This window comes from Mesorhizobium sp. P2_F8, from assembly GCF_056403655.1.
Genome location: NZ_JBFUFB010000004.1, coordinates 123,052 through 147,275 on the forward strand (window position 1 = coordinate 123,052; position 24,224 = coordinate 147,275).

At 63.1% G+C, this 24,224-nt stretch carries 21 protein-coding genes and 1 pseudogene; 9 read left to right on the forward strand and 13 right to left on the reverse strand.

The features are described 5' to 3' along the window. Nucleotides 1–175: 175 nt before the first annotated feature. From AC1DZP_RS11380 to AC1DZP_RS11395, 4 genes are all read right to left on the reverse strand, one after another. Nucleotides 176–2,491 carry a putative bifunctional diguanylate cyclase/phosphodiesterase gene (locus AC1DZP_RS11380; RefSeq protein WP_477302369.1) on the reverse strand — a complete coding sequence of 772 codons (2,316 nt, stop codon included), beginning with the start codon at nucleotides 2,489–2,491 and terminating at the stop codon, nucleotides 176–178. Nucleotides 2,492–2,632: 141 nt separating this feature from the next. Next, on the reverse strand, nucleotides 2,633–6,112 hold the full coding sequence (locus AC1DZP_RS11385; protein WP_477302371.1) for an indolepyruvate ferredoxin oxidoreductase family protein: 3,480 nt from the start codon (nucleotides 6,110–6,112) through the stop codon (nucleotides 2,633–2,635). 190 nt (nucleotides 6,113–6,302) lie between these two features. Beyond that, on the reverse strand, nucleotides 6,303–6,839 hold the full coding sequence (locus AC1DZP_RS11390; RefSeq protein ID WP_477225157.1) for a hypothetical protein: 537 nt from the start codon (nucleotides 6,837–6,839) through the stop codon (nucleotides 6,303–6,305). After that, nucleotides 6,832–7,443, reverse strand: coding sequence for a CGNR zinc finger domain-containing protein (locus AC1DZP_RS11395; RefSeq protein WP_477225156.1), 612 nt, complete (start codon nucleotides 7,441–7,443; stop codon nucleotides 6,832–6,834). Before AC1DZP_RS11395 ends, AC1DZP_RS11390 begins: the two co-directional genes overlap by 8 nt. 142 nt (nucleotides 7,444–7,585) lie before the next feature. On the opposite strand from AC1DZP_RS11395, the gene AC1DZP_RS11400 reads away from it, so the two are divergent. The 5 genes from AC1DZP_RS11400 (at nucleotide 7,586) to AC1DZP_RS11420 (ending at nucleotide 12,737) form a co-directional block, all read left to right on the forward strand. Further along, entirely contained in the window at nucleotides 7,586–8,491 is a 906-nt protein-coding gene (locus tag AC1DZP_RS11400; protein ID WP_477302373.1) for a branched-chain amino acid ABC transporter permease, read from the forward strand. Nucleotides 8,492–8,678: 187 nt separating this feature from the next. Continuing rightward, complete coding sequence (locus tag AC1DZP_RS11405) at nucleotides 8,679–9,263, forward strand: TRAP transporter small permease subunit (protein ID WP_477302375.1); 585 nt, start codon at nucleotides 8,679–8,681, stop codon at nucleotides 9,261–9,263. Then, nucleotides 9,260–11,035 (forward strand): TRAP transporter large permease, encoded by a 1,776-nt coding sequence (locus tag AC1DZP_RS11410; protein WP_477302377.1) that lies wholly within the window; start codon nucleotides 9,260–9,262, stop codon nucleotides 11,033–11,035. Before AC1DZP_RS11405 ends, AC1DZP_RS11410 begins: the two co-directional genes overlap by 4 nt. 19 nt (nucleotides 11,036–11,054) lie before the next feature. Beyond that, nucleotides 11,055–12,083, forward strand: a complete 1,029-nt coding sequence (locus AC1DZP_RS11415) for a zinc-dependent alcohol dehydrogenase family protein (protein ID WP_477302933.1) — start codon at nucleotides 11,055–11,057, stop codon at nucleotides 12,081–12,083. 279 nt (nucleotides 12,084–12,362) lie between these two features. Beyond that, entirely contained in the window at nucleotides 12,363–12,737 is a 375-nt protein-coding gene (locus tag AC1DZP_RS11420) for a VOC family protein (RefSeq protein WP_477302379.1), read from the forward strand. Nucleotides 12,738–12,803: 66 nt separating this feature from the next. Here the strand turns inward: AC1DZP_RS11420 and AC1DZP_RS11425 are convergent, their stop codons facing one another. Beyond that, nucleotides 12,804–13,913, reverse strand: a complete 1,110-nt coding sequence (locus AC1DZP_RS11425; RefSeq protein WP_457150949.1) for a TRAP transporter substrate-binding protein — start codon at nucleotides 13,911–13,913, stop codon at nucleotides 12,804–12,806. Between the two features lie 262 nt (nucleotides 13,914–14,175). On the opposite strand from AC1DZP_RS11425, the gene AC1DZP_RS11430 reads away from it, so the two are divergent. Next, on the forward strand, nucleotides 14,176–14,949 hold the full coding sequence (locus AC1DZP_RS11430; protein ID WP_095084310.1) for a gamma-glutamyl-gamma-aminobutyrate hydrolase family protein: 774 nt from the start codon (nucleotides 14,176–14,178) through the stop codon (nucleotides 14,947–14,949). Here AC1DZP_RS11430 and AC1DZP_RS11435 read toward each other — a convergent pair whose 3' ends face one another. From AC1DZP_RS11435 to AC1DZP_RS11455, 5 genes and pseudogenes are all read right to left on the reverse strand, one after another. Beyond that, complete coding sequence (locus AC1DZP_RS11435) at nucleotides 14,950–15,351, reverse strand: hypothetical protein (protein ID WP_477302381.1); 402 nt, start codon at nucleotides 15,349–15,351, stop codon at nucleotides 14,950–14,952. A 102-nt stretch (nucleotides 15,352–15,453) separates the two neighbouring features. Beyond that, entirely contained in the window at nucleotides 15,454–16,452 is a 999-nt protein-coding gene (locus tag AC1DZP_RS11440) for a 2-hydroxyacid dehydrogenase (protein ID WP_477302383.1), read from the reverse strand. Further along, nucleotides 16,449–17,471, reverse strand: a complete 1,023-nt coding sequence (locus tag AC1DZP_RS11445; RefSeq protein WP_184873355.1) for a LacI family DNA-binding transcriptional regulator — start codon at nucleotides 17,469–17,471, stop codon at nucleotides 16,449–16,451. Before AC1DZP_RS11445 ends, AC1DZP_RS11440 begins: the two co-directional genes overlap by 4 nt. Before the next feature lie 113 nt (nucleotides 17,472–17,584). Beyond that, nucleotides 17,585–18,467, reverse strand: a pseudogene (locus AC1DZP_RS11450) (DMT family transporter). Between the two features lie 241 nt (nucleotides 18,468–18,708). Beyond that, nucleotides 18,709–19,116 carry a DUF2000 family protein gene (locus AC1DZP_RS11455; RefSeq protein ID WP_457150945.1) on the reverse strand — a complete coding sequence of 136 codons (408 nt, stop codon included), beginning with the start codon at nucleotides 19,114–19,116 and terminating at the stop codon, nucleotides 18,709–18,711. 49 nt (nucleotides 19,117–19,165) lie between these two features. Here AC1DZP_RS11455 and AC1DZP_RS11460 point away from each other — a divergent pair, with 49 nt between their 5' ends. After that, a complete protein-coding gene (locus AC1DZP_RS11460; RefSeq protein ID WP_477302385.1) occupies nucleotides 19,166–20,038 on the forward strand; it encodes an AraC family transcriptional regulator in 873 nt (290 codons plus the stop codon). Nucleotides 20,039–20,060: 22 nt separating this feature from the next. Here AC1DZP_RS11460 and AC1DZP_RS11465 read toward each other — a convergent pair whose 3' ends face one another. Both AC1DZP_RS11465 and AC1DZP_RS11470 read right to left on the reverse strand, forming a co-directional pair. After that, entirely contained in the window at nucleotides 20,061–20,531 is a 471-nt protein-coding gene (locus AC1DZP_RS11465) for a MarR family winged helix-turn-helix transcriptional regulator (protein ID WP_095084311.1), read from the reverse strand. 217 nt (nucleotides 20,532–20,748) lie between these two features. After that, nucleotides 20,749–21,480: an intradiol ring-cleavage dioxygenase gene (locus tag AC1DZP_RS11470; RefSeq protein ID WP_477302387.1), complete on the reverse strand. Its 732-nt coding sequence runs from the start codon at nucleotides 21,478–21,480 to the stop codon at nucleotides 20,749–20,751. A 198-nt stretch (nucleotides 21,481–21,678) separates the two neighbouring features. Here AC1DZP_RS11470 and AC1DZP_RS11475 point away from each other — a divergent pair, with 198 nt between their 5' ends. After that, nucleotides 21,679–22,758 (forward strand): CobW family GTP-binding protein, encoded by a 1,080-nt coding sequence (locus AC1DZP_RS11475; protein WP_477302389.1) that lies wholly within the window; start codon nucleotides 21,679–21,681, stop codon nucleotides 22,756–22,758. A 52-nt stretch (nucleotides 22,759–22,810) separates the two neighbouring features. On the opposite strand, the gene AC1DZP_RS11480 is transcribed toward AC1DZP_RS11475, so the two are convergent. Continuing rightward, nucleotides 22,811–23,110: a hypothetical protein gene (locus tag AC1DZP_RS11480; protein WP_477302391.1), complete on the reverse strand. Its 300-nt coding sequence runs from the start codon at nucleotides 23,108–23,110 to the stop codon at nucleotides 22,811–22,813. 60 nt (nucleotides 23,111–23,170) lie between these two features. Here AC1DZP_RS11480 and AC1DZP_RS11485 point away from each other — a divergent pair, with 60 nt between their 5' ends. Continuing rightward, on the forward strand, nucleotides 23,171–24,145 hold the full coding sequence (locus AC1DZP_RS11485; protein ID WP_477302393.1) for a WD40 repeat domain-containing protein: 975 nt from the start codon (nucleotides 23,171–23,173) through the stop codon (nucleotides 24,143–24,145). Nucleotides 24,146–24,224 lie beyond the last annotated feature (79 nt).

A 24,224-nucleotide genomic window follows, 5' to 3' on the forward strand; every position in this document is an offset into this window, starting at 1 on the left:
AAATTCCGCCTGCGGATAGGCTATTCGAGCTGAAATGAGACACAAGCTGAAATTGCGATATTGTTGATTTACCTTCTGTTAACGTTAACGGCCGGACGTCCGTTTGAAAATGTCTACTATTGAACAACTCGCAGGAGGAGGAGGCTGCCAAGAGCCAACTTCGAAAAGCAGGATACTAACTGGCTGTCCGCTTGCCGGTGAGGCGCAGGTCAGCGACGAATGGCCAGGTGGCACTCGACATCGTCTCGATACCCGACGCACTAAGCGCGGCGCCGAAGAGGAAGCCTTGCACGAGATCCGGTTTGACCTGCAAGGCCAGGATCTTGAGCTGCTCGAAGGTCTCTACACCTTCGACCGTCACGGAAAGTCCGAGCGGCCGTGACAAATTGACAATGCCCTTGAGCAGTTCGAGCGAGCGGCTGTTCTGAGTGACGTCTATCAGGAACGAACGGTCGATCTTGATCTTGTCGAGCGGCAGCTTGTGCAGGTAGCTCAGGCTCGAATAGCCGGTGCCGAAATCGTCGAGCGCAATGCGCACGCCAAGCTGCTTCAGCTCCTCGATGTACTGGCGGGTCAGCGACTTGTCGTCGAGCAGCGCCGTTTCGGTGACCTCGATCTCCAGCCGGCCGGCGGCAAGGCCAGAGCTGATCAACGCGTCACGAACCTTCTGGACCACGTCGCGGCTGCGGAAATCCTTGGCGGAGAGATTGACCGAGACGGTCGTCTGGTCCGGCCATTTGGCGCATTCGGTGCAGGCCGCCTGCAGCACGAAGGTGCTGATCTCGGAAATGATGCCCATTTCCTCGGCCAGCGGAATGAAGATGCTGGGCGAGATCGGCCCGAGATCTGGATGATCCCACCGGCACAGCGCCTCGCAGCTGGCGATACGCATGGTGCTCATCGCCACGATCGGCTGATAGACCACCCGCAGGGCCTTGCTTTCCACGGCGGTGCGCAGATCTGCCTTCATCAGCTGACGGTTGCGGAAGGCGGCATCCATCGAGGCCTCGAACAGCCGCCAGCTGTTCTTGCCGAGTTCCTTGGCCTTGTAGAGCGCCAGGTCCGCCTTGACGATCATGGCGTCGACATCGGTATCCTTGACCCGCGACAGCACCGCGCCGCCGCTGGCCTGGATGCGCAGCCCGTGACCGGCGACGTCGACCTCCCCCTGCAGGCCGGCGAAAATCTCGTCGAGCTGGCCGGTCAGATGGCTCTCGTCCTCGACGCGGTCGAAGAAGATCATGAATTCGTCGCCGCCGAAACGGCTGACCGTGATGCCTTGCCCGGCAATGGCGGCAAGGCGCTCGGCGACGGCGTAGATCAACCCGTCGCCGATCGGGTGCCCAAGCGTGTCGTTGACGCTCTTGAAATCGTCGAGGTCGAGCACTGCCAGCCCGCAGAGACGGTCGCCGTCGCCGGACGCCATGGCCTCGCCGACCAGTTCGTGGAAATAGGCGCGGTTGGGCAGGCCGGTGAGGTTGTCGTAGCGGGCCATGAAGCGGATCTTGTCTTCCGCCTCGACACGGGCGGTGACGTCCTCGAAGGTAATGACGCCCAACTCCTGGCTGCCCTCGCGAGCCGAGAATTCATAGTGCTGGCCGTTGGCGAGCGAAACCAGCACCTTGCGGTCGCGGCCTTCGCGCAGGGCGCGCGTCAACTGGGCCTCGATATAGCGGCAATCCTTCGGCGCCAGCATGCCGCCGGCGACACCGCGCATCAACAGACCGTGGATCGACCGCCCGAGCAGCGCATCCGGCGACTTGAGCGACATCAAATGCGCGGCCTCGGCATTGGCCACCGCCACGCGGCCGTTGGGGCCGAGCATGACAAGGCCGTGCGACATGGTGTTGAGGGCGCGATCGAACCTGAGGGCGAGCTTCCTCGCTTCCTTGTGGCCAATGACGGCCGAGAAAAGCACGTTGCGGACGTGATCGGCGCTGTTGATGGTGATGAAAGTCAACGGGATGATCATCAACCCGAGAACGACCGAAGGGACATCCATGCGCAGCAAGAGTGCAAGTGCCGCCGGACCAATGAAGGTCACGGAAAAAATCCGCACCATGCGCGGAGATCCGTAGTTCCGGCCAACAACCGTGACCAGGGTGGCAATGGCCAGCGACGTCGCGGCCAGTTCGGCAAAGGGGTCAGGGTACACATAGATCGAAATGAAGCAGAGCGCGCCCAACCCGAGGCCCTGCAGGCTGCCCTTGAGGATGTAGTTGCGCTCCCACCGCCGCGCCTCGTCGACATTGGCTATGACACCGCCCGCCTTGCGGAAGGCGCGAATGCCGAAGTAACGGAAGAGGCTGATGGACAGTAGAGTAAAGGAGAAAGCCAGGAACAATGGATTGTGCGTGCGAAAGTAGATCATGAATCCGAGGATCCAGTAGCACACGCCGCCAATCACCAGCATGTGGGCGTTGTCGAACAACGACCGCACAAACTGGATATAAACATCCGGTGGGATGTTTTCGGTCTTTGTCCTGCCCATATCGTCGGCCCAACGCTAAGCCCTGTCATGCCACGTCCGCCTTAAGAAAGGCTTAGAACAGTGGTTTCGGCTCGGTTGCCGAGGGCGCGCAGATGCAGGATCGGCTGGGAAACTGGGCTTCAGGTAAACAAGGCGTATCGATCATTCGGCAGCTTGAAGTTTCGGCCGTGCCGACGTGTTCGACAGACGTTCGAGCAGCCTTTTGCGTTCGCCGGCCGCCTTTTCGGCGCTGGCCTGGCGGACGTGGCCATAGCCGCGAATGAGAGCCGGCACCGAGGCCAGGGCAATTGCCGCATCGACCCCGGCCGGCGCCAGCGATCTGGCGACGAGGTCCAGATCCGCCTCGTACTGCACAAGAAGTTGCCGCTCCATGCGCCGCTCGGCGGTGTAGCCGAACAGGTCGAAGGCGGTGCCGCGCACACCTTTCATCGCCGCCAGTAGGCGAAAACCCTTCATCATCCAGGGGCCGAAGCTCGATTTCCTCGGTGTGCCGTCATTGCCGCGGCGGCCCATGATCGGCGGGGCGAGATGGAATTCGAGTTTCTCGTAGCTCTGGAACTGCTTGCCCAATTCGGCGGCGAAGGAACCATCGGTGTAGAGCCGCGCCACCTCGTACTCGTCCTTTATGGCCATCAGCTTGAACAGGTTCCTGGCGGCAGCCTCCGACACCGCGGTCGAACCGGGCACGGCCTTGGCTTCGGCGGTGCGCAGGACGGCGATCCTTCCGGCATAACGCCTGCCGTAGGCGGCATTCTGGTAGGCGGTCAGGAAAGCAACGCGGCGGGCAATGATGTCATCCAGCGTCTCGGCGATCGCCGCGGCCTGCCCGGTCTTGCCCGGCTGGGCGACGAGGCCGCGCACGAAATCCGGCTGATGGGCGGCACGGCGGCCCCAGCGGAAGGCGGCGATGTTCATCGCCACGGCTTCGCCATTGAGCTCGATCGCCTTCTCGACAGCTTCGGCCGAAAGCGGCAAGCCGCCGTGCTGGAAGGCAAAGCCGAGCATGAACATGTTGGCGCCGAGCGAATTGCCGAACAGCGCGGTGGCCGTGCGCGTGGCGTCGAAGAAATGCGCCTTGCCGTCGCCGGCGGCGGCGCGGATCGCCTTCTTCAGGCGCTCGATCGGCAACGAGAAATCGGCCGACCGGGCAAATTCGCCGGGCATGATCTCGGCGGTGTTGGCGAGAAAGATGGTGTGGCCCTCGCGCACCGCCGTCAGCACTTTCTTGGCGCCCGACACGACGAGATCGCAGCCAAGCACGAGATCGGCCTTGCCGGCCGAGACACGGATGGCATGGATGTCGTCCGGGGTGCGGGCGATGCGGACATGGGTGAACACCGAGCCGCCCTTCTGCGCGAGGCCGGCCATGTCGATCATGCCGCAGCCCTTGTCCTCGAGATGGGCCGCCATTCCGAGCACCGCACCGACGGTGACGACGCCGGTGCCGCCGACGCCATCGATGATCGCCGCCCAGCCCTGCTCGCCAAGCGGGAATTCGGCGGGCGTCGGCACGCCGTCCAGCGGGTCGGCCTTGCCGGCCGTCCCCTCGGCCTTGCGGATCTTGGCGCCGTGCACGGTGACGAAGGACGGGCAAAAGCCGTTGACGCAGGAGAAATCCTTGTTGCAGCTCGACTGGTCGATCCTGCGCTTGCGGCCGAATTCGGTCTCGACCGGCTGGATCGAAACGCAGTTCGACTGCACGCCGCAATCGCCGCAGCCTTCGCAGACCAGTTCGTTGATGAAGACCCGCTTGTCGGGATCGGGAAAGGTGCCGCGCTTGCGGCGGCGGCGCTTTTCGGCCGCGCAGGTCTGGTCGTAAAGCAGCACCGACACGCCTTTGACGCCGCGCAGCTCGCGCTGGACGAGATCGAGGTCGTCGCGGTGATGGATGGTGGCGCCGACCGGGAATTCGGCCTTGCCGGCATATTTGTCCGGCTCGTCGGTGACGATCGCGATGCGGTTGATCCCTTCGGCGCGCACTTGCCTGGCGATCATGTCGACGGTCAGGCCGCCTTCGTGCGGCTGGCCGCCGGTCATGGCGACGGCGTCGTTGTAGAGGATCTTGTAGGTGATGTTGGCGTCGGTCGACAGTGCGAAGCGGATCGCTAGCGTGCCGGAATGGTTGTAGGTGCCGTCGCCGAGATTCTGGAAGATGTGGTCGCGCTTCGAGAACGGCGCCTGGCCAACCCATTGCGCGCCCTCGCCGCCCATCGCGGTGAAGCCGAGGGTGTTGCGGTCCATCCACAGCGCCATGAAGTGGCAACCGATGCCGGCAGCGGCGATCGAGCCGTCCGGCACCTTGGTCGAGGAATTGTGCGGACAGCCGGAACAGAAGAACGGGGTGCGCGAGCCGATGTCGGTGGCATCCGCCAACATCGCCTGGAACTGGCGCAGCTTTGCCACCCGCGCCGAAATCTCGTCCGACGGTCCGATCGTCCGCACGATCCGCTCGCCAAGCGCGATGGCGATCTCGTTGGGGTCGAGCGCACCCTTGGCTGGAAACAGCCAGTCGCCGCGCTCGTCCTTCTTGCCGACAATGACCGGCTGCGAGGCGGTGCCGTAAAGGCTTTCACGCAGTTGCACCTCGATCAGCGAGCGCTTCTCCTCGACGACGACGATGGTGTCGAGGCCGCGGGCAAAGTCGGCGATATGCTGCAGGTCGAGCGGCCAGGGACAGCCGACCTTGAACAGCCGCACGCCAATGCGGTTGGCGGCCGCCTCGTCGATGCCGATGTCCTCCAACGCCTGGCGGACATCGAGATAGCTCTTGCCCAGTGTGATGATGCCGAGCTTCGGGTTGCGGCCGCCCGAATAGACGATGCGGTTCAGCCCGTTGGCATGGATAAAGGCGGAGGCAGCGGCGCGCTTGTATTCATGCAGCCGCTCCTCCTGGCCGAGCATGTCGATCTCGTGGCGGATATTGAGACCGCCGGGCGGCATGTCGAAATCGGGCACGACGATGTTCAGCCGTTCGAGCGAGGCATCGACCGAAGCCGTCGATTCGATGTTGTCCTTGACGCATTTGATGGCCGCCCAAGTGCCGGCAAAGCGCGACATGGCAAAGCCGTAGAGGCCGTAATCGATGATCTCCTGGACGCCGGCCGGATTGAGGATCGGCACCATGGTGTCGACGAACAGGAATTCGGTGGCGTGCGCGTTGGTCGATGATTCGGCCATGTGGTCGTCGCCCATCAGGGCGAGCACACCGCCATGTTTGGACGAGCCGGCGAGATTGGCGTGGCGGAACACGTCACCCGAACGATCCACGCCCGGCCCCTTGCCGTACCAGACCGAAAAGACACCATCATGGGTGCCCTCGCCCAGCAGTTCCGCCTGCTGCGATCCCCAGCAAGCGGTGGCGGCAAGCTCCTCGTTGAGGCCGGGCTGGAAGACGATGTCGGCCTGGGCCAGATGCGTCTTGGCCTTCCACAACTGCATGTCGAGCCCGCCGAGCGGCGAGCCGCGATAGCCGGAAACGAAGCCCGCCGTGTTGAGGCCGGCGCGACGGTCGCGCTCGCGCTGCATCAGAAGCATGCGGATGACCGCCTGCGCACCGGACAGGAAGATGCGCTCCTTTGCGAGGTCGAACTTGTCGTCGAGCGCGACATCGTGCAGCGTCATCAGGCATTTCCTCTGCGGAGGCCGCGTGGGAGCAGGCAGCCAACGTTCGGAGTCGGATGACGCATCCTTTCTCCCCTTGCAAGGCAGGTCAAACAAAATCGAAGGTACCGCAACGAACGGTCCGAGGCGATCTCGAATTGGGTGCGAAACCACTCCACGGACGCTGCCTAGCGCACTAAATTTCTGCGCGTCAGATGCCTTTGGAGCAATCCGGCTTCGGTTCACCCGGCAACTTGCCGTCGGGATGGCCGACGAGATCGGGATTGGCCGTGTAGAGCTGATCGATGACCAGCGGCCGGTCGGGCAGCACCGACTGGTCCTCCGTCGACATCAACGTGGTGTCGATCTTTTGCAGGATGGCGCCATCGGCGCCCTTGATGCTGATGGCGATCGCATAGGGCTTGTTCTTGACGACGCAGGTCAGGGCCGGGCTCTCAAGGGTCACCTTGTCGAGCTTCGGCCAGACCTTCTGCTCGACCATCAAAGGCGCGCCGCCGGCGGGATCCTGGAAGCTGGCGACCGCCACCTGGCCGTCTCCCATTGGCTTTAGCGGCCGCAGCGTGACGACATAGGTCGCCCTGGCGAGACGGTAGTTGAAGACGAATATCTTGCCGGAAATCTCGAACAGCTTGCCTTCGTCGTTGCCGGTATCGCGGCAGGCACCGAGCGCAACGGCGGCAATCAATGCAGCGCCGACAACGATCGAGCGGGAAAGACTTCTAAGCATCCTTGACCTCATTGGCCGCCATGCGGCGGCGACGATAGTGACGACTTGCCTTCTGACGGTTGCCGCATACCGCCATGTCGCACCAAAGACGGCTGGAATTGCGGCTTCTGTCGACGAACAGCCAGGTGCAGTTGGGACAGATCCTCAGCCTTGCGACGGTGTCGTCGCGCAGCAGCGACAGGGCGGAAACCGCCAGCGCCGCCTCGAAGGCGATCGGTGTCACCGGGTCGCCGAACGGCCTCCCCGGCGCCCCGATTTCAGTCTGGCTGCCAGCCAGCCCCTCCGCGCAGGCGCTCAAGAACCCGGGCAGATCGGCGGTGGCAACCGTGCCTTTCGAAACCGCGCCACGAAACAGCCGGTCCGTCGCCTCGCGGATCGACAGCACGACGGGCGCGATTGCGACGGGCGACGATACCGCCAGTTGCCGGTCGCCCAGTTCGGCGGCGCGAAAGCCGCTCGCCGCGTCGGCAAAGCGGGCGATCTCGGCCGGATCATCGAAGCGGTCGAACGTTTTCTCCGGATCGCCGCGCAGCACCACGGTGTTCGCCGTGTCGAGCGCAAGCAGGCCGCCGGTGAAGCGGTGCGGGGTCCAGGATACCGTCATGCTCGAAATCTAACCGATAAATCGCATTTGACAAGTTAGATTCAGCGATGCAAACCTTCGTGAGGATGCGGTTCCCGCAGCCTTTTTGAACATGTCGTCGTCAAAACCGTTGCTTCGGGACGGCATGATCCGAGGGTTTTGCATGCTCTATTTTTTCCAGCAGGTGCTGAACGGGCTGCATTCGGGGGCGCTCTACGCGCTGCTCGCCTTCGGCTACGTGCTGACCAACGGCATCCTGCACCGCACCAATCTTGCCTATGGCGCACTGTTTGCGTTTTGCGGCCAGACGATGATCCTCACCGCGGCTTTCGGCTATCAGGTGCTGTGGCTGACGCTGCTGGCTGCGGTGGGACTCGGCGTCGCCGCGGCTTTCCTGTATTCCGCGCTGGTCAGCTACGTGCTGTCGCGCAGCGTCTTCGAACCGTTGGCCGACCGCTCGCCCAATGCGATCGTGGTGACGACGCTCGGCATCCTGCTTTTGTTGTCGGAAGCAAGCCGTATCGCCGCCGACACGCATGATCTGTGGCTGCCGCCGATGCTGGCACAGCCCGTCGTTTTCGCGCAGGACGCAACCTTCAAGGCAACGCTGACGCTCATCCAGCTCATCGACTGCGCGGTGGTGCTGGCTGCAATCGTGCTGGCTGCGTGGGCATTTGCCCGTTCGAGCTTCGGCCGGCGCTGGCGCGCCGTCTCCGACGATCCCAAGGCGGCCGCCATGTGCGGTGTCGACGTGCGCGCGGTGTTCCGGCATGCGGTGCTGTTCGGCGGTTTCTGCGCTGCACTGGCCGGCGTCATGGCCGGCCTCTATTACGGCAACGTCAGCTTCGGGTCAGGCCTGGTCTACGGCTTGAAGATCCTGTTCGTGACCGCGGTCGGCGGCTATCTCTCGCCGCCGCGCGCAGCGCTCGGTGCGGCCGCCTTCGGCATGGCCGAATCGCTGTGGGCCGGCTATTTCCCGGTCGAATGGCGCGACGCCTGGATGTATCTGTTCCTGGTCGCCATCCTGGTGCTGATCGGTGCCGGCCGCGACACCGCCAAAATCGCCTGAAACCATCAGACTTTGGTTGCATGACGCCGGGGCAGACGGCCAGTATCCGGACCTGCCCGCCGATGCGATGACCTTTGCTGCCTCCATCCTTGTTGACCCGTCAATCCACGCGCGGCATACCGTTGGACCACACGGCGTGACGGACCTGAGGGGGAAGCCGGCACGCCTCCGGCACAGGGAGGAATGCATGGCAGGGCTTCTCGCTCTATCCAGGACCATTGATCGCGCTAACGAATTCATCGGCAAATGGGTGTCGTGGCTGATCCTGCTGGCGATCCTGGTTAGCGCCGCCAACGCCATCATCCGCAAGATCTTCGACATATCCTCGAACGCCTGGCTGGAGCTGCAGTGGTATCTGTTCGGCGCAGCCTTCATGCTGGCTGCCGCCTATACGCTGAAGCAGAACGAACATATCCGCATCGACATCGTCTACGGCATGTTTTCGCGCCGCGTGCAGCACTGGATCGACCTGCTCGGCCACATCCTCTTCCTGATGCCGTTCGTGACGCTGATGGTGATCTATTTCGTTCCCTACGTGTCGCTGTCGTTTCGCAGCGGCGAGATGTCCAACAACTCCGGCGGACTGATCATCTGGCCGGCCAAGGCCATCCTGCTGGTCGGCTTTTTCCTGCTCGCTCTGCAGGGCATCTCCGAGATCATCAAGAAGATCGCCATCATGCGCGGCGATATGGACGACCCCAATCCGTTCATATCGGCACATGAGCAGGCCGAACTCGAAGCCAAGGCGCTGGCCGAAGAGGTGCGTTCATGATGGAGTTGATCGCCCAGAACATGGCGCCGATCATGTTCGCCTCGCTGATCATCTTCCTGCTGATCGGCTACCCCGTCGCGTTTTCGCTGGCCGCCAACGGCTTGATGTTCTTCTTCATCGGCGTGCTTCTCTCGCCCTATTCCGGTGGATCGATCAATCTCGCCTGGCCGCTTCTGCACGCCCTGCCGGATAATTTCTACGGCAGCCGGGTGATGTCGAACGACACGCTGCTTGCCATTCCGTTCTTCACCTTCATGGGCATCGTGCTCGAGCGATCGGGCATGGCCGAAGACCTGCTCGACACGATCGGCCAGCTGTTCGGACCGATCCGCGGCGGCCTTGCCTATGCGGTGATCTTCGTCGGCGCGCTGCTGGCAGCAACCACCGGTGTGGTGGCGGCATCCGTCATCGCCATGGGCCTGATCTCGCTGCCGATCATGCTGCGCTACGGCTATGACCGCCGGCTGGCATCCGGTGTCATCGCCGCATCCGGCACGCTCGCCCAGATCATCCCGCCGTCGCTGGTGCTGATCGTGCTGGCCGACCAGCTCGGCCGCTCGGTCGGCGACATGTATGCGGGCGCGCTGATCCCGGGCCTGGTGCTGACCGGCCTTTACGCGCTCTACATCCTGATCATGTCGATCGTCCGGCCGGCATCGGTGCCGGCGCTGCCGCTGGAGGCCCGCACGCTCGGCCACGGCGTTCTGTCGCTGCTGGCGGCATTGCTGGTCACGTTGGCGGTTTCCTACGCGGCGTATCGCTATCTCGCGCCGGCGCATGGCGACAATGCCGACATTCTCGGCGCCACCGCCGGCGTGCTCTTCATCTACGTCGTGGCAATTGCCGACAAACGCCTGAACTTCAACATGATGTCCAGGCTGGCACAGCAGGTGATCATCGTGCTGATCCCGCCATTGGCGCTGATCTTCCTGGTGCTCGGCACCATCTTCCTCGGCATCGCCACCCCAACGGAGGGCGGCGCCATGGGTTCTGTCGGCGCCTTGATCATGGCGGCGGCAAAGGGGCGGCTGTCGCTGGACGTGGTCAAGCAGGCCTTGACCTCGACGACGCGGCTGTCGTCCTTCGTCCTGTTCATCCTGATCGGCGCGCGGGTGTTCTCGCTCACCTTCTACGGCGTCAACGGCCACATCTGGGTCGAGCACCTGCTGACCTCGCTGCCGGGTGGCGAAGTCGGCTTCCTGATCGGCGTCAACATGCTGGTCTTCTTCCTGGCGTTCTTCCTCGACTTCTTCGAACTCGCCTTCATCATCGTGCCACTGCTGGCGCCGGCCGCAGACAAGCTCGGCATCGACCTGATCTGGTTCGGCGTGCTTCTGGGCGTCAACATGCAGACCAGCTTCATGCACCCGCCCTTCGGCTTCGCGCTGTTCTACCTGCGCTCGGTCGCTGCGCGCGTGCCCTATCTCGACCGCATCACCGGCAAACAGATCGCACCGGTCACCACCGGGCAGATCTATTGGGGCGCGGTGCCCTTCGTCTGCATCCAGGTGATCATGATCGGGCTGACCATCGCCTTCCCGCAGATGGTGATGCATTACAAGGGCACGGTGGTCGATCCCGGCACGATCGACTACAAGGTGCCGGAAGTCCCCGGCCTGTCGCCGCTTGGCACACCGCCGGCCGACGGCGGCTCGGCGCCGGTCGCTCCTGCCGCCCCTGATCTGTCGCAACCACCGAGTTTCGGCGACACGCCGCCGGCCAAACCGGCGGCACCCCAGCCGGACCTGTCGCAACCGCCAAGCTTCAACTGAACCCGGCATGGCCACGATCATGAAAGCGGTTCGGCTGGAAGCGGTGGGCAGCATCGCGCTGCGCGAGGTCGACAAGCCCAGCATCGGGCCTGATGAGCTTCTGGTGCGCGTTGAAGCCTGCGGCGTCTGCGGCACGGACCGGCATCTGTTCCACGGCGAATTCCCGTGCACGCCACCGGTGACGCCCGGGCATGAATTCTCCGGCATCGTCGAGGCGCTCGGAGAATCCGTCTCCGGCTTTGCCGTGGGCGACCGCGTCACCGGCGACCCCAACATCGCCTGCGGGCGTTGCGCGCACTGTCATGCAGGGCGGGTCAACCTCTGCAGCAACCTGCGTGCCATCGGCATTCATCGCGATGGCGGCTTTGCCGAATACCTTGCCTTGCCGCAGAAGCAAGCCTTCATCCTGCCTGCCGACCTGAAGCCGACGCATGGTGCCTTCTGCGAACCGCTCGGCTGTTGCCTGCATGGCGTGGATCTGGCCGAAATCAGGCCAGGCAGCTCGGTGGCCGTGCTTGGCGGCGGCGTGATCGGCCTGCTCACGGTGCAGCTGGCGCGCCTGGCCGGGGCCACGACCATCATCCTGTCGACCAGGCAGGCCTCGCGGCGCGCGCTCGCCGAAGATCTCGGGGCCACGGCGACGGTCGATCCGACCGCCGCCGATGTCATCAATGCCGTCGCCGGACCAACGGGCCTGGCGCCAGGCGGTGTCGACGTCGTCTTCGAATGCGCGGGCGTGCGGGAGACCGTCGAGCAGTCGATGCGGCTGGCCCGCGCCGGCGGCAAGGTCGTCATCGTCGGCGTGACGCCGCAAGGCATGAAAGCGGAATTCGAGCCTTTCGACCTGCTGTTCCGGGAATTGAAAGTGCTCGGCTCCTTCCTCAATCCCTACACGCATCGCCGCGCCGCCGAACTCATTGCATCGGGCGCAATCGAGATCGACCGGCTGATCTCCAGGCAAGTGGCGCTCGAAGACGCGGCAGCGGTGATCGCCAATCCGCCGGCGCCTGGCGAGGTCAAGGTGCTGGTGGTGCCGCGCGCGGGCTGAGCGGCTGCGGCTTGGCCGTGCGCGCTTGCCGGCAACCCATCGATCGGTTATTGGGTACGCGCCGAAGAAGACATGACCGGTTCGGTAGTCCGGTTTCTTCCGTTGTTGAACGGAGGCCCGTTCACCGCATGATTTGCGGGAGAACCCACTGCCGGCAAGCGAGGCCAAAACCCGCGAGCCGGTTGGGTCATGTCCGGATTTCCTGATGCCACGGCCCCGCCGGTTCACGGTCTGCAGCCACGCCTGTCAACGCTTCAACCAACGACAGGACAAAGGACCATGAAACTGAACCATGCCAATCTCATTGCCACCGAAGTCGCGGCTCTTGCCGGCTTCTTCACCAGCCATTTCGGCTTCGAGCTTGTCGCTATGCGCGGCAAGGATGCCTTCGCGGTTCTACGCGGCACCGACGGTTTTTCCCTCAACCTGATGACACCAGGCAAGGGACGGGCAGCCAGCTATCCCGATGGTTTTCACGTCGGCTTCTTCGTCGGCAAACCGGACATTGTGCACGCAAAGCAGGCCGAGCTTGCCGATGCGGGCCCCGCGCCTGGCGAAGTCCAGGAGCTGACGCGAGGCGGCGTCAATTCGACCACCTTCTACTGCCTTGCGCCAGGCGGAATACTGATCGAGGTGAGTTCCTCGCCAGCCTGAAAAGAAAGACCCCGGGCGAACAGGCCCGGGGTCCTTGAATGAATACATTGGAGTGGTTTACAGGAGCTAAAGCTTGCCGTTGCGCTGCTGGACCATCATGAAGGTGTCGTAATTGTATTCGGCCACCTGCGCCCAAAGATAGTGCTCCTTGCGGAAGCCCTTGATCGATTCCCAGATCTTCTTGAACGGCGCGTTGGAGGCTTCCATTTCGGCATAGACCTCGTTGGCCTTTTCGAAGCAGGCGGACATGATCTCCTGGCTGAATGGGCGCAGCTTCGCACCACCGGCGACAAGCCGCTTCACCGCTGCCGGGTTCAGATAATCGTACTTCTGCAGCATGTTGGCATCGGTAGCCTGGGCGGCGGTGCGCAGCAGTGACTTGTAAGCCGGCGAAAGCTCGTCGTATTTCGCCTTGTTGAACATCAGGTGGACGGTCGGACCGCCTTCCCACCAGCCGGGGTAGTAGTAGTAGGGCGCCACCTTGTAGAAGCCGAGCTTCTCGTCGTCATACGGGCCGACCCATTCGGCGGCGTCGATGGTTCCTTTTTCCAGCGCCGGATAGATGTCGCCGCCGGCGATCTGCTGCGGCACGACGCCGAGCTTCTGCACCACCTTGCCTGCAAAGCCGCCGATGCGCATCTTGAGGCCGGACAGGTCGGCAACCGTGTTGATCTCCTTGCGGAACCAGCCACCCATCTGCACGCCGGTGTTGCCGCCCGGCAGGCCGAAAAGGCCCTGCGTGGCGAGAAACTCGTTGAACAGGTCGATGCCGCCGCCATGGTAGTGCCAGGCGTTCATGCCGCGCGCGTTGAGCGAAAAGGGAACCGCCGCACCGAGCGCCCATGTCGGGTCCTTGCCCCAGTAATAATATGCCACCGTGTGGCAGGCCTCGACCGTGCCGGCCGTGGTGGCGTCGGCGGCCTGCAGGCCGGGCACGAGCTCGCCGGCGGCAAAGACCTGGACCTGGAAGTTGCCATCGGTGGCTTCCGACAGCATTTTGGAGAACACCTCGGCGCCGCCATAGATGGTGTCGAGCGACTTCGGGAAGGACGACGCAAGCCGCCACGTCACCTTGGGATTGGACTGGGCTATTGCCGGCGCCGCGAGCGTGGCCGCCGCCGCCGCAGCACCGACGCCAGTAACACCAGCCTTGCGAATGAATGAACGACGATCCATGAAGTTCCTCCCTTTTGGACCAGACAGACCGACGTTCGGAAAATCCTCGCTTCCGTGTCGGTTGGCGCGAAACAATACACAGGCAAGAGGTCGAGTCCAGCGCGGCGGCCCGATTTGACGGCGAAGCCCAGCCGCCTTGCAACTATAGTCTAACAGGCTGTTTCGTGGCCCATGCGACACGTGAAACTTGTCATGGAAAAATGGCGGCGGATCGCCTATTTTGGAGGCAGGACATCCTTTGCAGATGGAAAACAGAGCCAAAATGCATCAGCCGCTCGTCGCCATATCGACCGACGTACGTCAGTTCGACAACTACACCTGGCATGCCGCCCCGCAGCAATATCTGGAGGCGGCGATTGCCGGTGCCGGCGTGTTTCCGGTGCTGGTGCCATCGTTCGGCGACAGGCTCGACTTCGACGAACTTCTCTCGTCGGTCGACGGGGTCATGGTCACCGGGTCGAAATCCAATGTGCACCCCTCGCTCTATGGCGGCGACGCCAGCGAGGCCAATGGCCCCTACGACCCGGCGCGCGACGCCACCACTCTCCCGCTGATTCGCAGGGCGATAGAGCGCGGCGTCCCGCTGCTCGCCATCTGCCGCGGTATCCAGGAAATGAACGTGGCGCTCGGCGGCACGCTGGGCACCGAGATCCAGGAGCGCGAGGGTTCGTTCGACCACCGCGCGCCGGTGAGCGACAATCAGGATGAGCGCTTCGCCATCCACCAGACCATTTCGATCAAGCCGGGCAGCTGCCTGGCCGGCGTGTTCGGCGCCGGAGACATCAAGGTCAATTCGTTGCACCGCCAGGCGATCGACCGGCTGGGCTCGAAACTGCAGATCGAGGCGGTCGCCGGTGACGGCACGGTCGAGGCGGTTTCGGTGCGCGACTCACGCGCCTTCGCCGTCGGTGTGCAATGGCATCCGGAATATTGGGTCAACTCGGACAGCAACTCGGTCAAGATTTTCCGTGCCTTCGGCGATGCCGTGCGACTGCACGCCGTGGCGAAAGCGGGTGCGCGCGCCGCAGCGGAATAATCAGTCCCTAAAATCACCTGTCGCCGCCAGCGACAGCAATGGTGCGGCCGGCGCATAGGATTCGTAGCCGTCACCGTCAGCAACCGCGAAGGTGACGATCGGATCGACGCCATTGGCGCTGAAGGCGACCGTGCCGTCCTGTTCCTGGCGCCAGAACTTTGCCCGCTCGATACCGGGCAAGAGCCGGCGGCAGTTCGGCCCCATCGTCAACAGCGACAGGTCATCTGAAACCGACGCACCGCGTGTGACCGCGCAGTTGCCTTGGTCGCCATTGGCCACCAGCCTGTAGCTGTTGGATGGTGCGACCGCATCGGCGGCACTTTCACCGCCGCCGTCGTAAAGCACATGAAAGCTCCCAAACAGCGCGGCGGCAGCTGTCACGAGGGAAAGCGTTTTTATCATTCTTCATCCTCGAACACGGACAGGATGAAGAATGATTTCAGATGGTTAAACGGACGTTAATAAAGTGTGGCAGCCTGCCGCATATCCGGACGGAAAGGCGCTTCACACTTTTCCTGGAATTGCTTTGGCCTTCACATTCACAGTCTCCGGCACCGGCGTCAGCGGACGACGTTCTGCGAACCAGGAGACCAGATTGTCGACGCACAGATCCGCCATGGCCCGGCGTGTATGGTCCGAGGCCGAGCCGACATGCGGCAACAGCGAGGTGTTCGGTGCATCGAGCAGCGCCTTGGGCACGTTCGGCTCGTCGGCGAAGACATCGAGGCCCGCGGCGGCGATGGTGCCATTGGCGAGCGCTGCCGCCAGCGCTGCCTCGTCGACCGTGCTGCCGCGGCCGATGTTGACGAAGACGCCGTTGGCGCCCAGCGCCGACAGGATTTCGGCATTGACCGCCTTCTCCGTCGAGGCGCCGCCGGGCGCCACCGAAATCAGCGTGTCGACCGCTTCGGCGAGGCCCTTCAATGTCGGGTGGTACTGGTAGCTCAAGCCTTCGACCCGGCGCCGATTGTGATAGGCGACCGACAGGCCAAAAGCTTCCAGCCGCCGGGCAACCGCCTGGCCGATGCGGCCCATGCCGAAAATACCGACCTTGCGGCCACGCAAGGTCAGCCGGCTCAGCGGATAGTTGCCCTTGCGCAGCCAGCTGCCGTCACGCAGCCAGGTCTCGGCGCGCGGCAGGTCGCGGATGGTGTTGATCAGCAGCCCGATCGTGGTGTCGGCAACCTCTTCGGTCAACACGTCGGGCGTGTTGGTGACCATGATGTTTCTGGCGGCCGCATGGCCGACATCAACCGAATCATAGCCGACGCCGAAGGACGCGATGAGTTCGAGATTGGGCAATGCATCCATCATCGCCGCATTGATGCCGGCGAACGAGGCAATGCCACGCACGTTGCTGCGCATTTCTTCGGTGACCAGCGCCGGATCGGCTCGTTCGATCCTGACCGGGTTGAAGGTGTTGTCGATGCGCTTGACCGCATGATCGTTGAAGTCGCCCGGCACCAGAATGGCGACGGTCTGCAATTGTTCGGCCTTGGTCATGCACGCTCCACCGGCTTGCCGGTCGACTGGCGCACATGCAGTTCCGGCTTGATCAGTTCCTGCGACGGCCGCACCGTCTGCCCGTTCAACTTGTCCAGCAGCGCGCTGGCGGCGCGGCGTCCAACCTCGCGCTGGCCGTTCCAGACGGTGGTCAGCGCAGGCGTCGCAATCGCCGCCTCTTCGAGATCGTCATAGCCGGTGACCGAGATGTCGACGCCCGGCACCAGGCCGGCACGCGCGATGCCGTTCATCAGGCCGATGGCGACAAGGTCGTTCCAGCAGCAAGCAGCCGTCGGCTTGTCCTTCAGAGCCAGGAACTGCCCGGCGGCCTCGAAGCCGGCCTGCTTGGTGCGCGGGCCGGCGATGCGCCAGGACGGCCTGACCTCAAGCCCGGCCGCCTCCATGGCGTTGACATAGCCCTGGTAGCGATCACGGCCGGTCGAGGTCTGGTCGGTGCCGCCGATCATGGCGATGCGCTTGTGGCCGAGCGAGATCAGATGGTTGGTGGCGAGCCCGGTGCCATAGGCATCGTCGCCGCGAAAGACCGGCACATCGGCACCCTCGACCGTGCGTGCGATCAGCACCGCCGGCAGGCCGTTCTCCTCGGCCATCAGGATGTCGGAAGCCGGCGTGCCGATGGCCGGCGACATGATGACGCCGTCGGCGCCCAGCTGCAGCAGCGTATCGATGAAGGTGCGCTGCTTCTCGAGCTGGTCATAATGGTTGGACAGGATGAAGGTCTGGCGGCTGCGGTCGAGTTCGCTTTCGATCGAGCGCAGGATCTCGGCGAAGAACGGGTTCATGATGTCGTGGACGACGACCCCGACAATGCCCGAACGCGAGGTGCGCAGGCTGGCGGCGCGCCGGTTATAGATATAGCCGATGGCGCGGGCATGTTCCTTGATGCGGTCGCGGGTGGTGCCGGCGACCAGCGGGCTGTCGCGCAGCGCCAGTGACACCGTGGCCGTGGAGACGCCGAGCGCATCCGCGATCGTCGAAAGCTTGATTTTCTGTGCCAGCGACCTGTGCTCCCCGACCGGCTTCAGTCCTTATGCACGTCGTTGTCCCGAAACCGGTTCCCACATGCATTAAACAGTTTAAAGGCGGCGTTATGCCATCGATCGGCAGTAAATCAAAGTTTTTTTGCCAACGCCTCCGCTTCGACATCGGAGGCCGCTCGGCTCTGCAGCCGAAGCCGATGCTCGCGATGAACGATGTAGAGGCCGCTGGCGACGATGATCGCGGCGCCGACCAATGTCCAACGGTCAGGGAACTGTTTGAAGACGATCCAGCCGGAAATGATCATATACCATCTGCGAATAGGGATAGGGCGCCAATGCGGTGGTCGTCGCAAGCCGGTAGGCCTGGACCAGCAGCCAGTGGCCGACGCCGCCGAACACGCCAAGCATGAGCAGGACGAACCAGTGCCAGCCATCATGCGGCAGGGAAAACGAAAACGGCAGCAGGGGCAAAAGCAGCACCGCCGGCGCCAGTGCCGAAAACAGGATCAGGCTTTCCGACGTCTCGGTCGCCGACATGCGGCGCGTCATGATGACGTAAAAGCAGTTCGACAGCATCGAGCCGAGGGCAAAGAGATGCCCGATGCCGAAAACGCCGACACCTGGCCGGGTGATGATCAGAACCCCGGCGAAAGCAGCCAGGATCGCCAGCCATCGCCGCCAGCCGGCCCATTCGCCAAGCAGCGGGCCGGCAAGTGCGGTGATGACCATCGGCCCGAAGAAATAGATCGAGGTGGTTTCGGCCAGTTGCAGGGACCGTAGCGCCAGGATGTTGAACATGGTCGAGCCGAACAGGAACAGACCACGCAGGACATGGGCCGGCAGGTTGACCGGGCGAAACCGCACCGGTTGCCGCCAGCCGCGCAAAAGCGTGCCGACCAGCACCACATGCACGGCAAATCGCACCCAGGCGACGATCAGTACGGATACGCCGGCCAGGACGAGATATTTGCTGCTGGTGTCGAGGAAGGTGAAGAAGATGTAGGTGGAAAGCATGCAGAGGATCGCCACCGGGGGCGTTGCGCTTTCTGGATGTCTTTGGGGAGCACTCACTTGCAGGCCGGATGGGAAGCTGGGCTGGAGCCCACCTTTGCGGGAAATGCCGCTTGCCGGCAAGCCAATTGTCGGCTGCCACCACGCCAAAGCCGGCTGGCACAACAACAGCGCCCGGCAGGCTTAGTCTTTTGGAGCGAAGGTGCGTCGAAACCCCCGATCAGGCCGGCATATTCAGCGCACCCTAGTCGTGCATGCGGGCGCCCTTGGTGATCTTGTCGACCACCTTCTTCTCGGCGCGAAGCGCGATACCGACCACCTTTGCGTCTTCAGGTGCGAATTCGGCAAAGACTGCACGGTTGGCCGCGTCGTGGCCGGTCGCGAACATCTCCTCGACATAGAGCGAGGTTGTCACGCCACGCTCCAGCGTGCGCCGGTTGATTGCGGCCAGCGTTGCCTGGTCGGCGGACAGCACGATGACCGGCTGGATCGACAGCGGATTGTAGAGATTGCCGGCGCGGTCGCGGTAGGGTTCGCCGATGATGTCCGGGAATTGGGCGACGATGCCGCTGGTCAGGAAGGCGGTGACGTTGAGTTTCTGCCAGACCGGCAGATCCTGCCTGAGCACGATTGCAAATTTCGTATCGAACATGAGACATTGACCATTCGAGCTTTGCCCCGATACGAGGCTGAAGGAGAAGATGTCGCACGATCTAAACAGCCAGGCCTTCGAGGGTCTTGGACGTTTGTGCGTTGACGCGGCGGAGAACTGCATCATCTCCGCCTCCGATCCGGCCGGCATGGAGCGGATCGAGGCGCGGTTCCATGGCAGTGCCTTCGACCTGCATCGCCACGACACCTATGCGATCGGGGTGACGCTGCATGGCGTGCAGCGGTTTCGCTACCTCGGCGCGACGCGCCACAGCCTGCCTGGCCAGATCATTGTGCTGCATCCCGACGAATTGCATGACGGTGGTGCCGGCACCGAGGACGGATTGCGCTACAGGATGCTCTATCTGGAACCGTCGCTGATGCTCGACTGTCTTGGCGGCGCGTCTTTGCCCTTTGTCAGGGACGGCGTGCTGACGGACGATAGCTTCTGCACGACGCTGCTTTCGGCGCTGGGGCCACTGGAGGAGGAACTCGACGAGCTGTTCGTTGCCGACTTCCTCGCCCAGCTGATGCAAAGCCTGACCCGCCATGCCGGCCGGCCTGCGAAGCCGATTGCCAGGACAGCATGGCGGGCGGCTACGCTGGCCCGCGACTATCTCACGGAGAATTTCGGCCGCCCCGTCAGCTCGGGCGAACTGGAGGCGATCACCGGGCTCGACCGCTATGCCTTGTCACGGCATTTCCGGGCCGCCTTCTGCACCAGCCCGCATCGCTTCCTGGTGATGCGCCGGCTTCAGAGCGCGCGGCGGATGATTGCCGCCGGCGAGCCCTTGGCGCAGATCGCCATCGAGGCCGGCTTCAGCGACCAAAGCCATTTCATCAGGCAATTCAAGAAGGCGTATGGCATGACGCCGGGGCGCTGGTCATCGCTGATCCAAGGCGCTGCAACGGAGGCGGCTTGATCGTTGCGCCGGGACCAGGCGATCAGTCGTCCGTCTCGGCGTCGTCGTCGATCAACACCAATTCCTCATTCGAGAGGTTGGCCTCGATGCGGGCAAGCAGCTTGAACAGTGCCTTCTGGTCCTTCTTGTCGAGGCCCTTCAGCGCCTGCTTTTCGGTCTTCTTCACCGATTTCTCGATAGCGTGGATGATGTCGCGGCCCGTGTCGGTGAGGAAAATATGGGCTTGGCGAGCATCGGCCGAGGAGGCGCGCTTTTCCAGAAAGCCCTGCGCCTGCAGGCGGTTGATGGTCTTGGTGATGGTCGGAGGGCGCACGCCGAGGCGTCCAGCGAGATTTCCCGGCGTCTGGCCGTCTTCACGGTCGAGCGCCAGCATGATCTGGTCCTGGCCGGCATAGAAGCCGTGTGCCAGAAGCCGCGCCGCGAGCGCGGTTCTTGCCAGCCTTGCCGCCGAATGCAGCCGGCTCATTGTTGCAGTCTTGTCCGCCTTGGCCATGGTCATCCCTCTTCGGCCGTACCGGTGCGGTCAGCATAGACTCAGCCGGCCGGTTGGCAATCGACAATCAAAAAGATTCCGGCGCTCCAAACAGCTTTGCCGGCAAGCATTGCGGTGTCCGCCGTGGCTAATGCCAGATGTTTATTTCAGTTAGATGACAAACGACTTTTCGCGAGCGGAGTTTTCGCCGCGGACCAGATGCGTGAGGGAATGTCGCTCAGCCGGGCTTCACCGCTACGATCATCAGCGCCTGATAGGCATCCTCCACCTCGTGCAGTGCGGCCCGCGACAGCGGTCCGGCCTGCCTGGCGATGCCGTCGCCGGCGTTCGAGGTGTCACGCTTGCCGGGCCTGTCGTTGTATGGCGCGACAGTGGTGAAGATCTGGTCGCTGACGCTGTCGGGGAAGAACAACTGCCCGGTCATCACCGAATTCTCGTCAGGGAAGACCTTGAAATGGATATGGGTGGTGCGGCCGTGATACCAGCCGGGATAGATGGTGGCGAAGGAAACGATGCCGCTTGCATCGGTCTTCTGCCAGCCACGCAGGAACGTCTGGCCCGACGTGTCGACATCACGGCCGTCACCTTGTCCCGGGTAGCCCGAATAGGCACCTTGCGCATCGCAATGCCAGATGTCGACGCGGGCGCCGGCAAGCGGGCGGCAGGTCGCGTCGACAACCTGCAGCCTTACGGTGAGGGCAACGCCCTTTTTGCCTTCAGTGACATCGGCACGTTCGAGTTTCGGGTCGAAATAGAACGGCCCTTCGGTCACCTCGGGCGTGATGGCACAAACGCCGGCGCCGGATTGGAACAGGGTCAGCCCGGCATAGGACGAAGACTGGGCAGCGATTGCCGCGGCCGGCAGGAAGGCACCACCGCCGGCAGTCACCGCGATCAAGCCGAGCGCCTTGCGCCGGCTCAATGAGATGGACAATGGCTTTCCGGACATATCGTGCCTCTCGAATTGGCCCCCCGTCTCCTGATCTAGGCTGTGACGGCGGCTCCCGCCAAATGAAAATTCGGCAATGCCGGCAAGCCGGTTTGGCCCATCGGTTTGCCTCGTGCAAAAGCCCGGCACACGTCCTATATGGAGCCGACAATCCCTTTTCGAGGCTTTTTTCAAGGCCCAGATTTTTCGAGGCAAGTCATGAGCGACGCACAGACGCAGATCCCCGTAACCGTTCTCACCGGCTATCTCGGCGCCGGCAAGACGACGCTGCTCAATCGCATCCTGTCGGAAAACCACGGCAAGCGCTACGCCGTCATCGTCAACGAGTTCGGCGAAATCGGCATCGACAATGAACTGATCGTCGAATCCGACGAGGAAATCTACGAGATGAACAATGGCTGCGTCTGCTGCACAGTGCGCGGCGACCTGATCCGCGTCGTCGAAGGCCTGATGCGCCGGCCCGGCCGTTTCGACGCCATCGTGGTCGAGACCACCGGCCTCGCCGATCCGGTGCCCGTGGCGCAGACCTTCTTCATGGACGACGATGTGCGCTCCAAGACCAGGCTCGACGCGGTGGTGGCGCTGGTCGATGCCAAGCATCTGCCGCTGCGGCTCAAGGATTCCAGGGAAGCCGAGGACCAGATCGCCTTCGCCGACGTCGTCGTGCTCAACAAGACCGACCTCGTCACCCCCGAAGAGCTCGCCAAGGTCGAAGCGACGATCCGTGCCATCAATCCGGCGGCGAAGATCCATCGGACGACGCGCGCCGGCGTCGCCCTATCGGAAGTGCTCGACCGCGGTGCCTTCGACCTTTCAAGGGCGCTGGAAAACGATCCGCATTTCCTCGAGACGCATGACGATCACGACCATCACGATCATGACCACGACCATGACCATGACCATGACCATGACCATCATGATCATGACCATAATGGGCATGACCACCACCATCACGCGCATCCTTCCGACATCCATGACGTGACGGTGCAGTCGGTGTCGCTGCGCGGCGGCGAGATGGACCCGAAGAAATTCTTCCCCTGGATCGAGAAAATCACCCAGATGGAAGGCCCCAACATCCTGCGGCTGAAGGGCATCATCGCGCTCAAGGGCGATGACGAGCGCTACGTCATCCAGGGCGTGCACATGATCATCGAGGGTGATCACCAGCGCGCCTGGAAGGACGGCGAGAAGCATGAGAGCCGGCTGGTCTTCATCGGCCGCGAACTCGATGCCGAGCGGCTGAAGAAGAGTTTTGACGCCTGCCAGGCGGCAGCTTGACGCCAAGCAGGGCAGTGTGAAAAAGAAGCTATCGGTCTAAAGGCCGATGGCCCTACGACTTGTTGGCAAACTGCGTGCCGGATGCCCGGTAAATTTCATGACAAAGCGAGTGCGCAGGTCGGACTTGTGCGCCAATTTCGCAACCGAGATAGAATATTATCCTTACGTCATCCAACTTTTTTCGCGAGAGAGAGGACGCTTCTTCCGTCTTGGTGACCTTGCTCCCGAGTTGACTCGGTCTGGCGAGAATATCGTGGTTTCCTGGGGTTCCTTTGATGACGATGACGATCGGCGAATCGTCAACTTCATCGACACTTCGGATCTTTGGACGAGGTTCTACGTCGTCATGCATGAAGCCTACCTGGAAACCTACTCACCTCTGTTCGCCAAAAGCAGGAAATTGAACTAGCCCATGCCCACCGTCGCCCCGCTTGATCTCGAAGGCCACTGCGTCGCCGCCGTCTTCCTCGGCGACGTGCCGCATTTCGCGATGGCCGATGGTGCCGTCCACCGGCTCGACCATGGCCACAAGACCATTCAAGCCAATGACGGGCTGCTCGCCGCCTTCCACGATGCGGCCAATGATCGGCTGATCACCGGCGGCGAGGATGGCAAGATTTTTTCTGTTGCCGCGGGCGGCAGCTTCCTGGAGCTGGCGAGCGCCGGGAAAAAATGGATCACCAGCGTCGCAGCCGGACCGCAGGGTGCCATCGCCTATGCCTCAGGCAAGACCGCCTTCGTGCGCTTCGCCGACGGCAAGACCAGGGAATTTGCCCATCCGCGTTCGGTCGAGGGGTTGGCGTTCTCGCCCAAGGGCATGCGCTTCGGTGTTGCCCGCTACAATGGCGCGACGCTGCATTTCCCGGCCACCGAAGGCAAGCCGGCGGAGCTCGAATGGGCCGGCGCCCATACCGGCATCACCTTCTCGCCCGACGGTGCGTTCCTAGTCACCACGATGCAGGAGAACGCCCTGCACGGCTGGAAGCTTGCCGACGGCAAACACATGCGCATGAGCGGCTATCCCGGCAAGGTCAAAAGCCTGTCATGGAGCGCGAAAGGCAAGTGGCTGGCGAGTTCCGGTGCACCGGCGGCGATCGTCTGGCCGTTTTCAGGCAAGGACGGCCCGATGGGCAAGGCGCCCCTGGAACTCGGCACGCGCGGCAACGCCATGGTGACGGCAGTCGCCTGCCACCCGAGCCAGGATGTCGTCGCCGTCGGCTATGATGACGGCATGGTGATGGCGGTACGCTTTTCCGATGCCAAGGAAGTGCTGTTGCGGCGACCGGGCAAGGGCGCCATCACCTCGATGATGTGGGACAAGGAAGAGCGCCGCGTCGCCTTCGGCAGTGCGGCCGGCGATTGCGGCGTCATCGACATCACGGCGTAAGGTGTGCTGAAATTCAGGTGAGGCCGGCCTGCAAACGACAGCTCACTGCGCTTCCGGTGCTCACGGACCCGAACGTCCG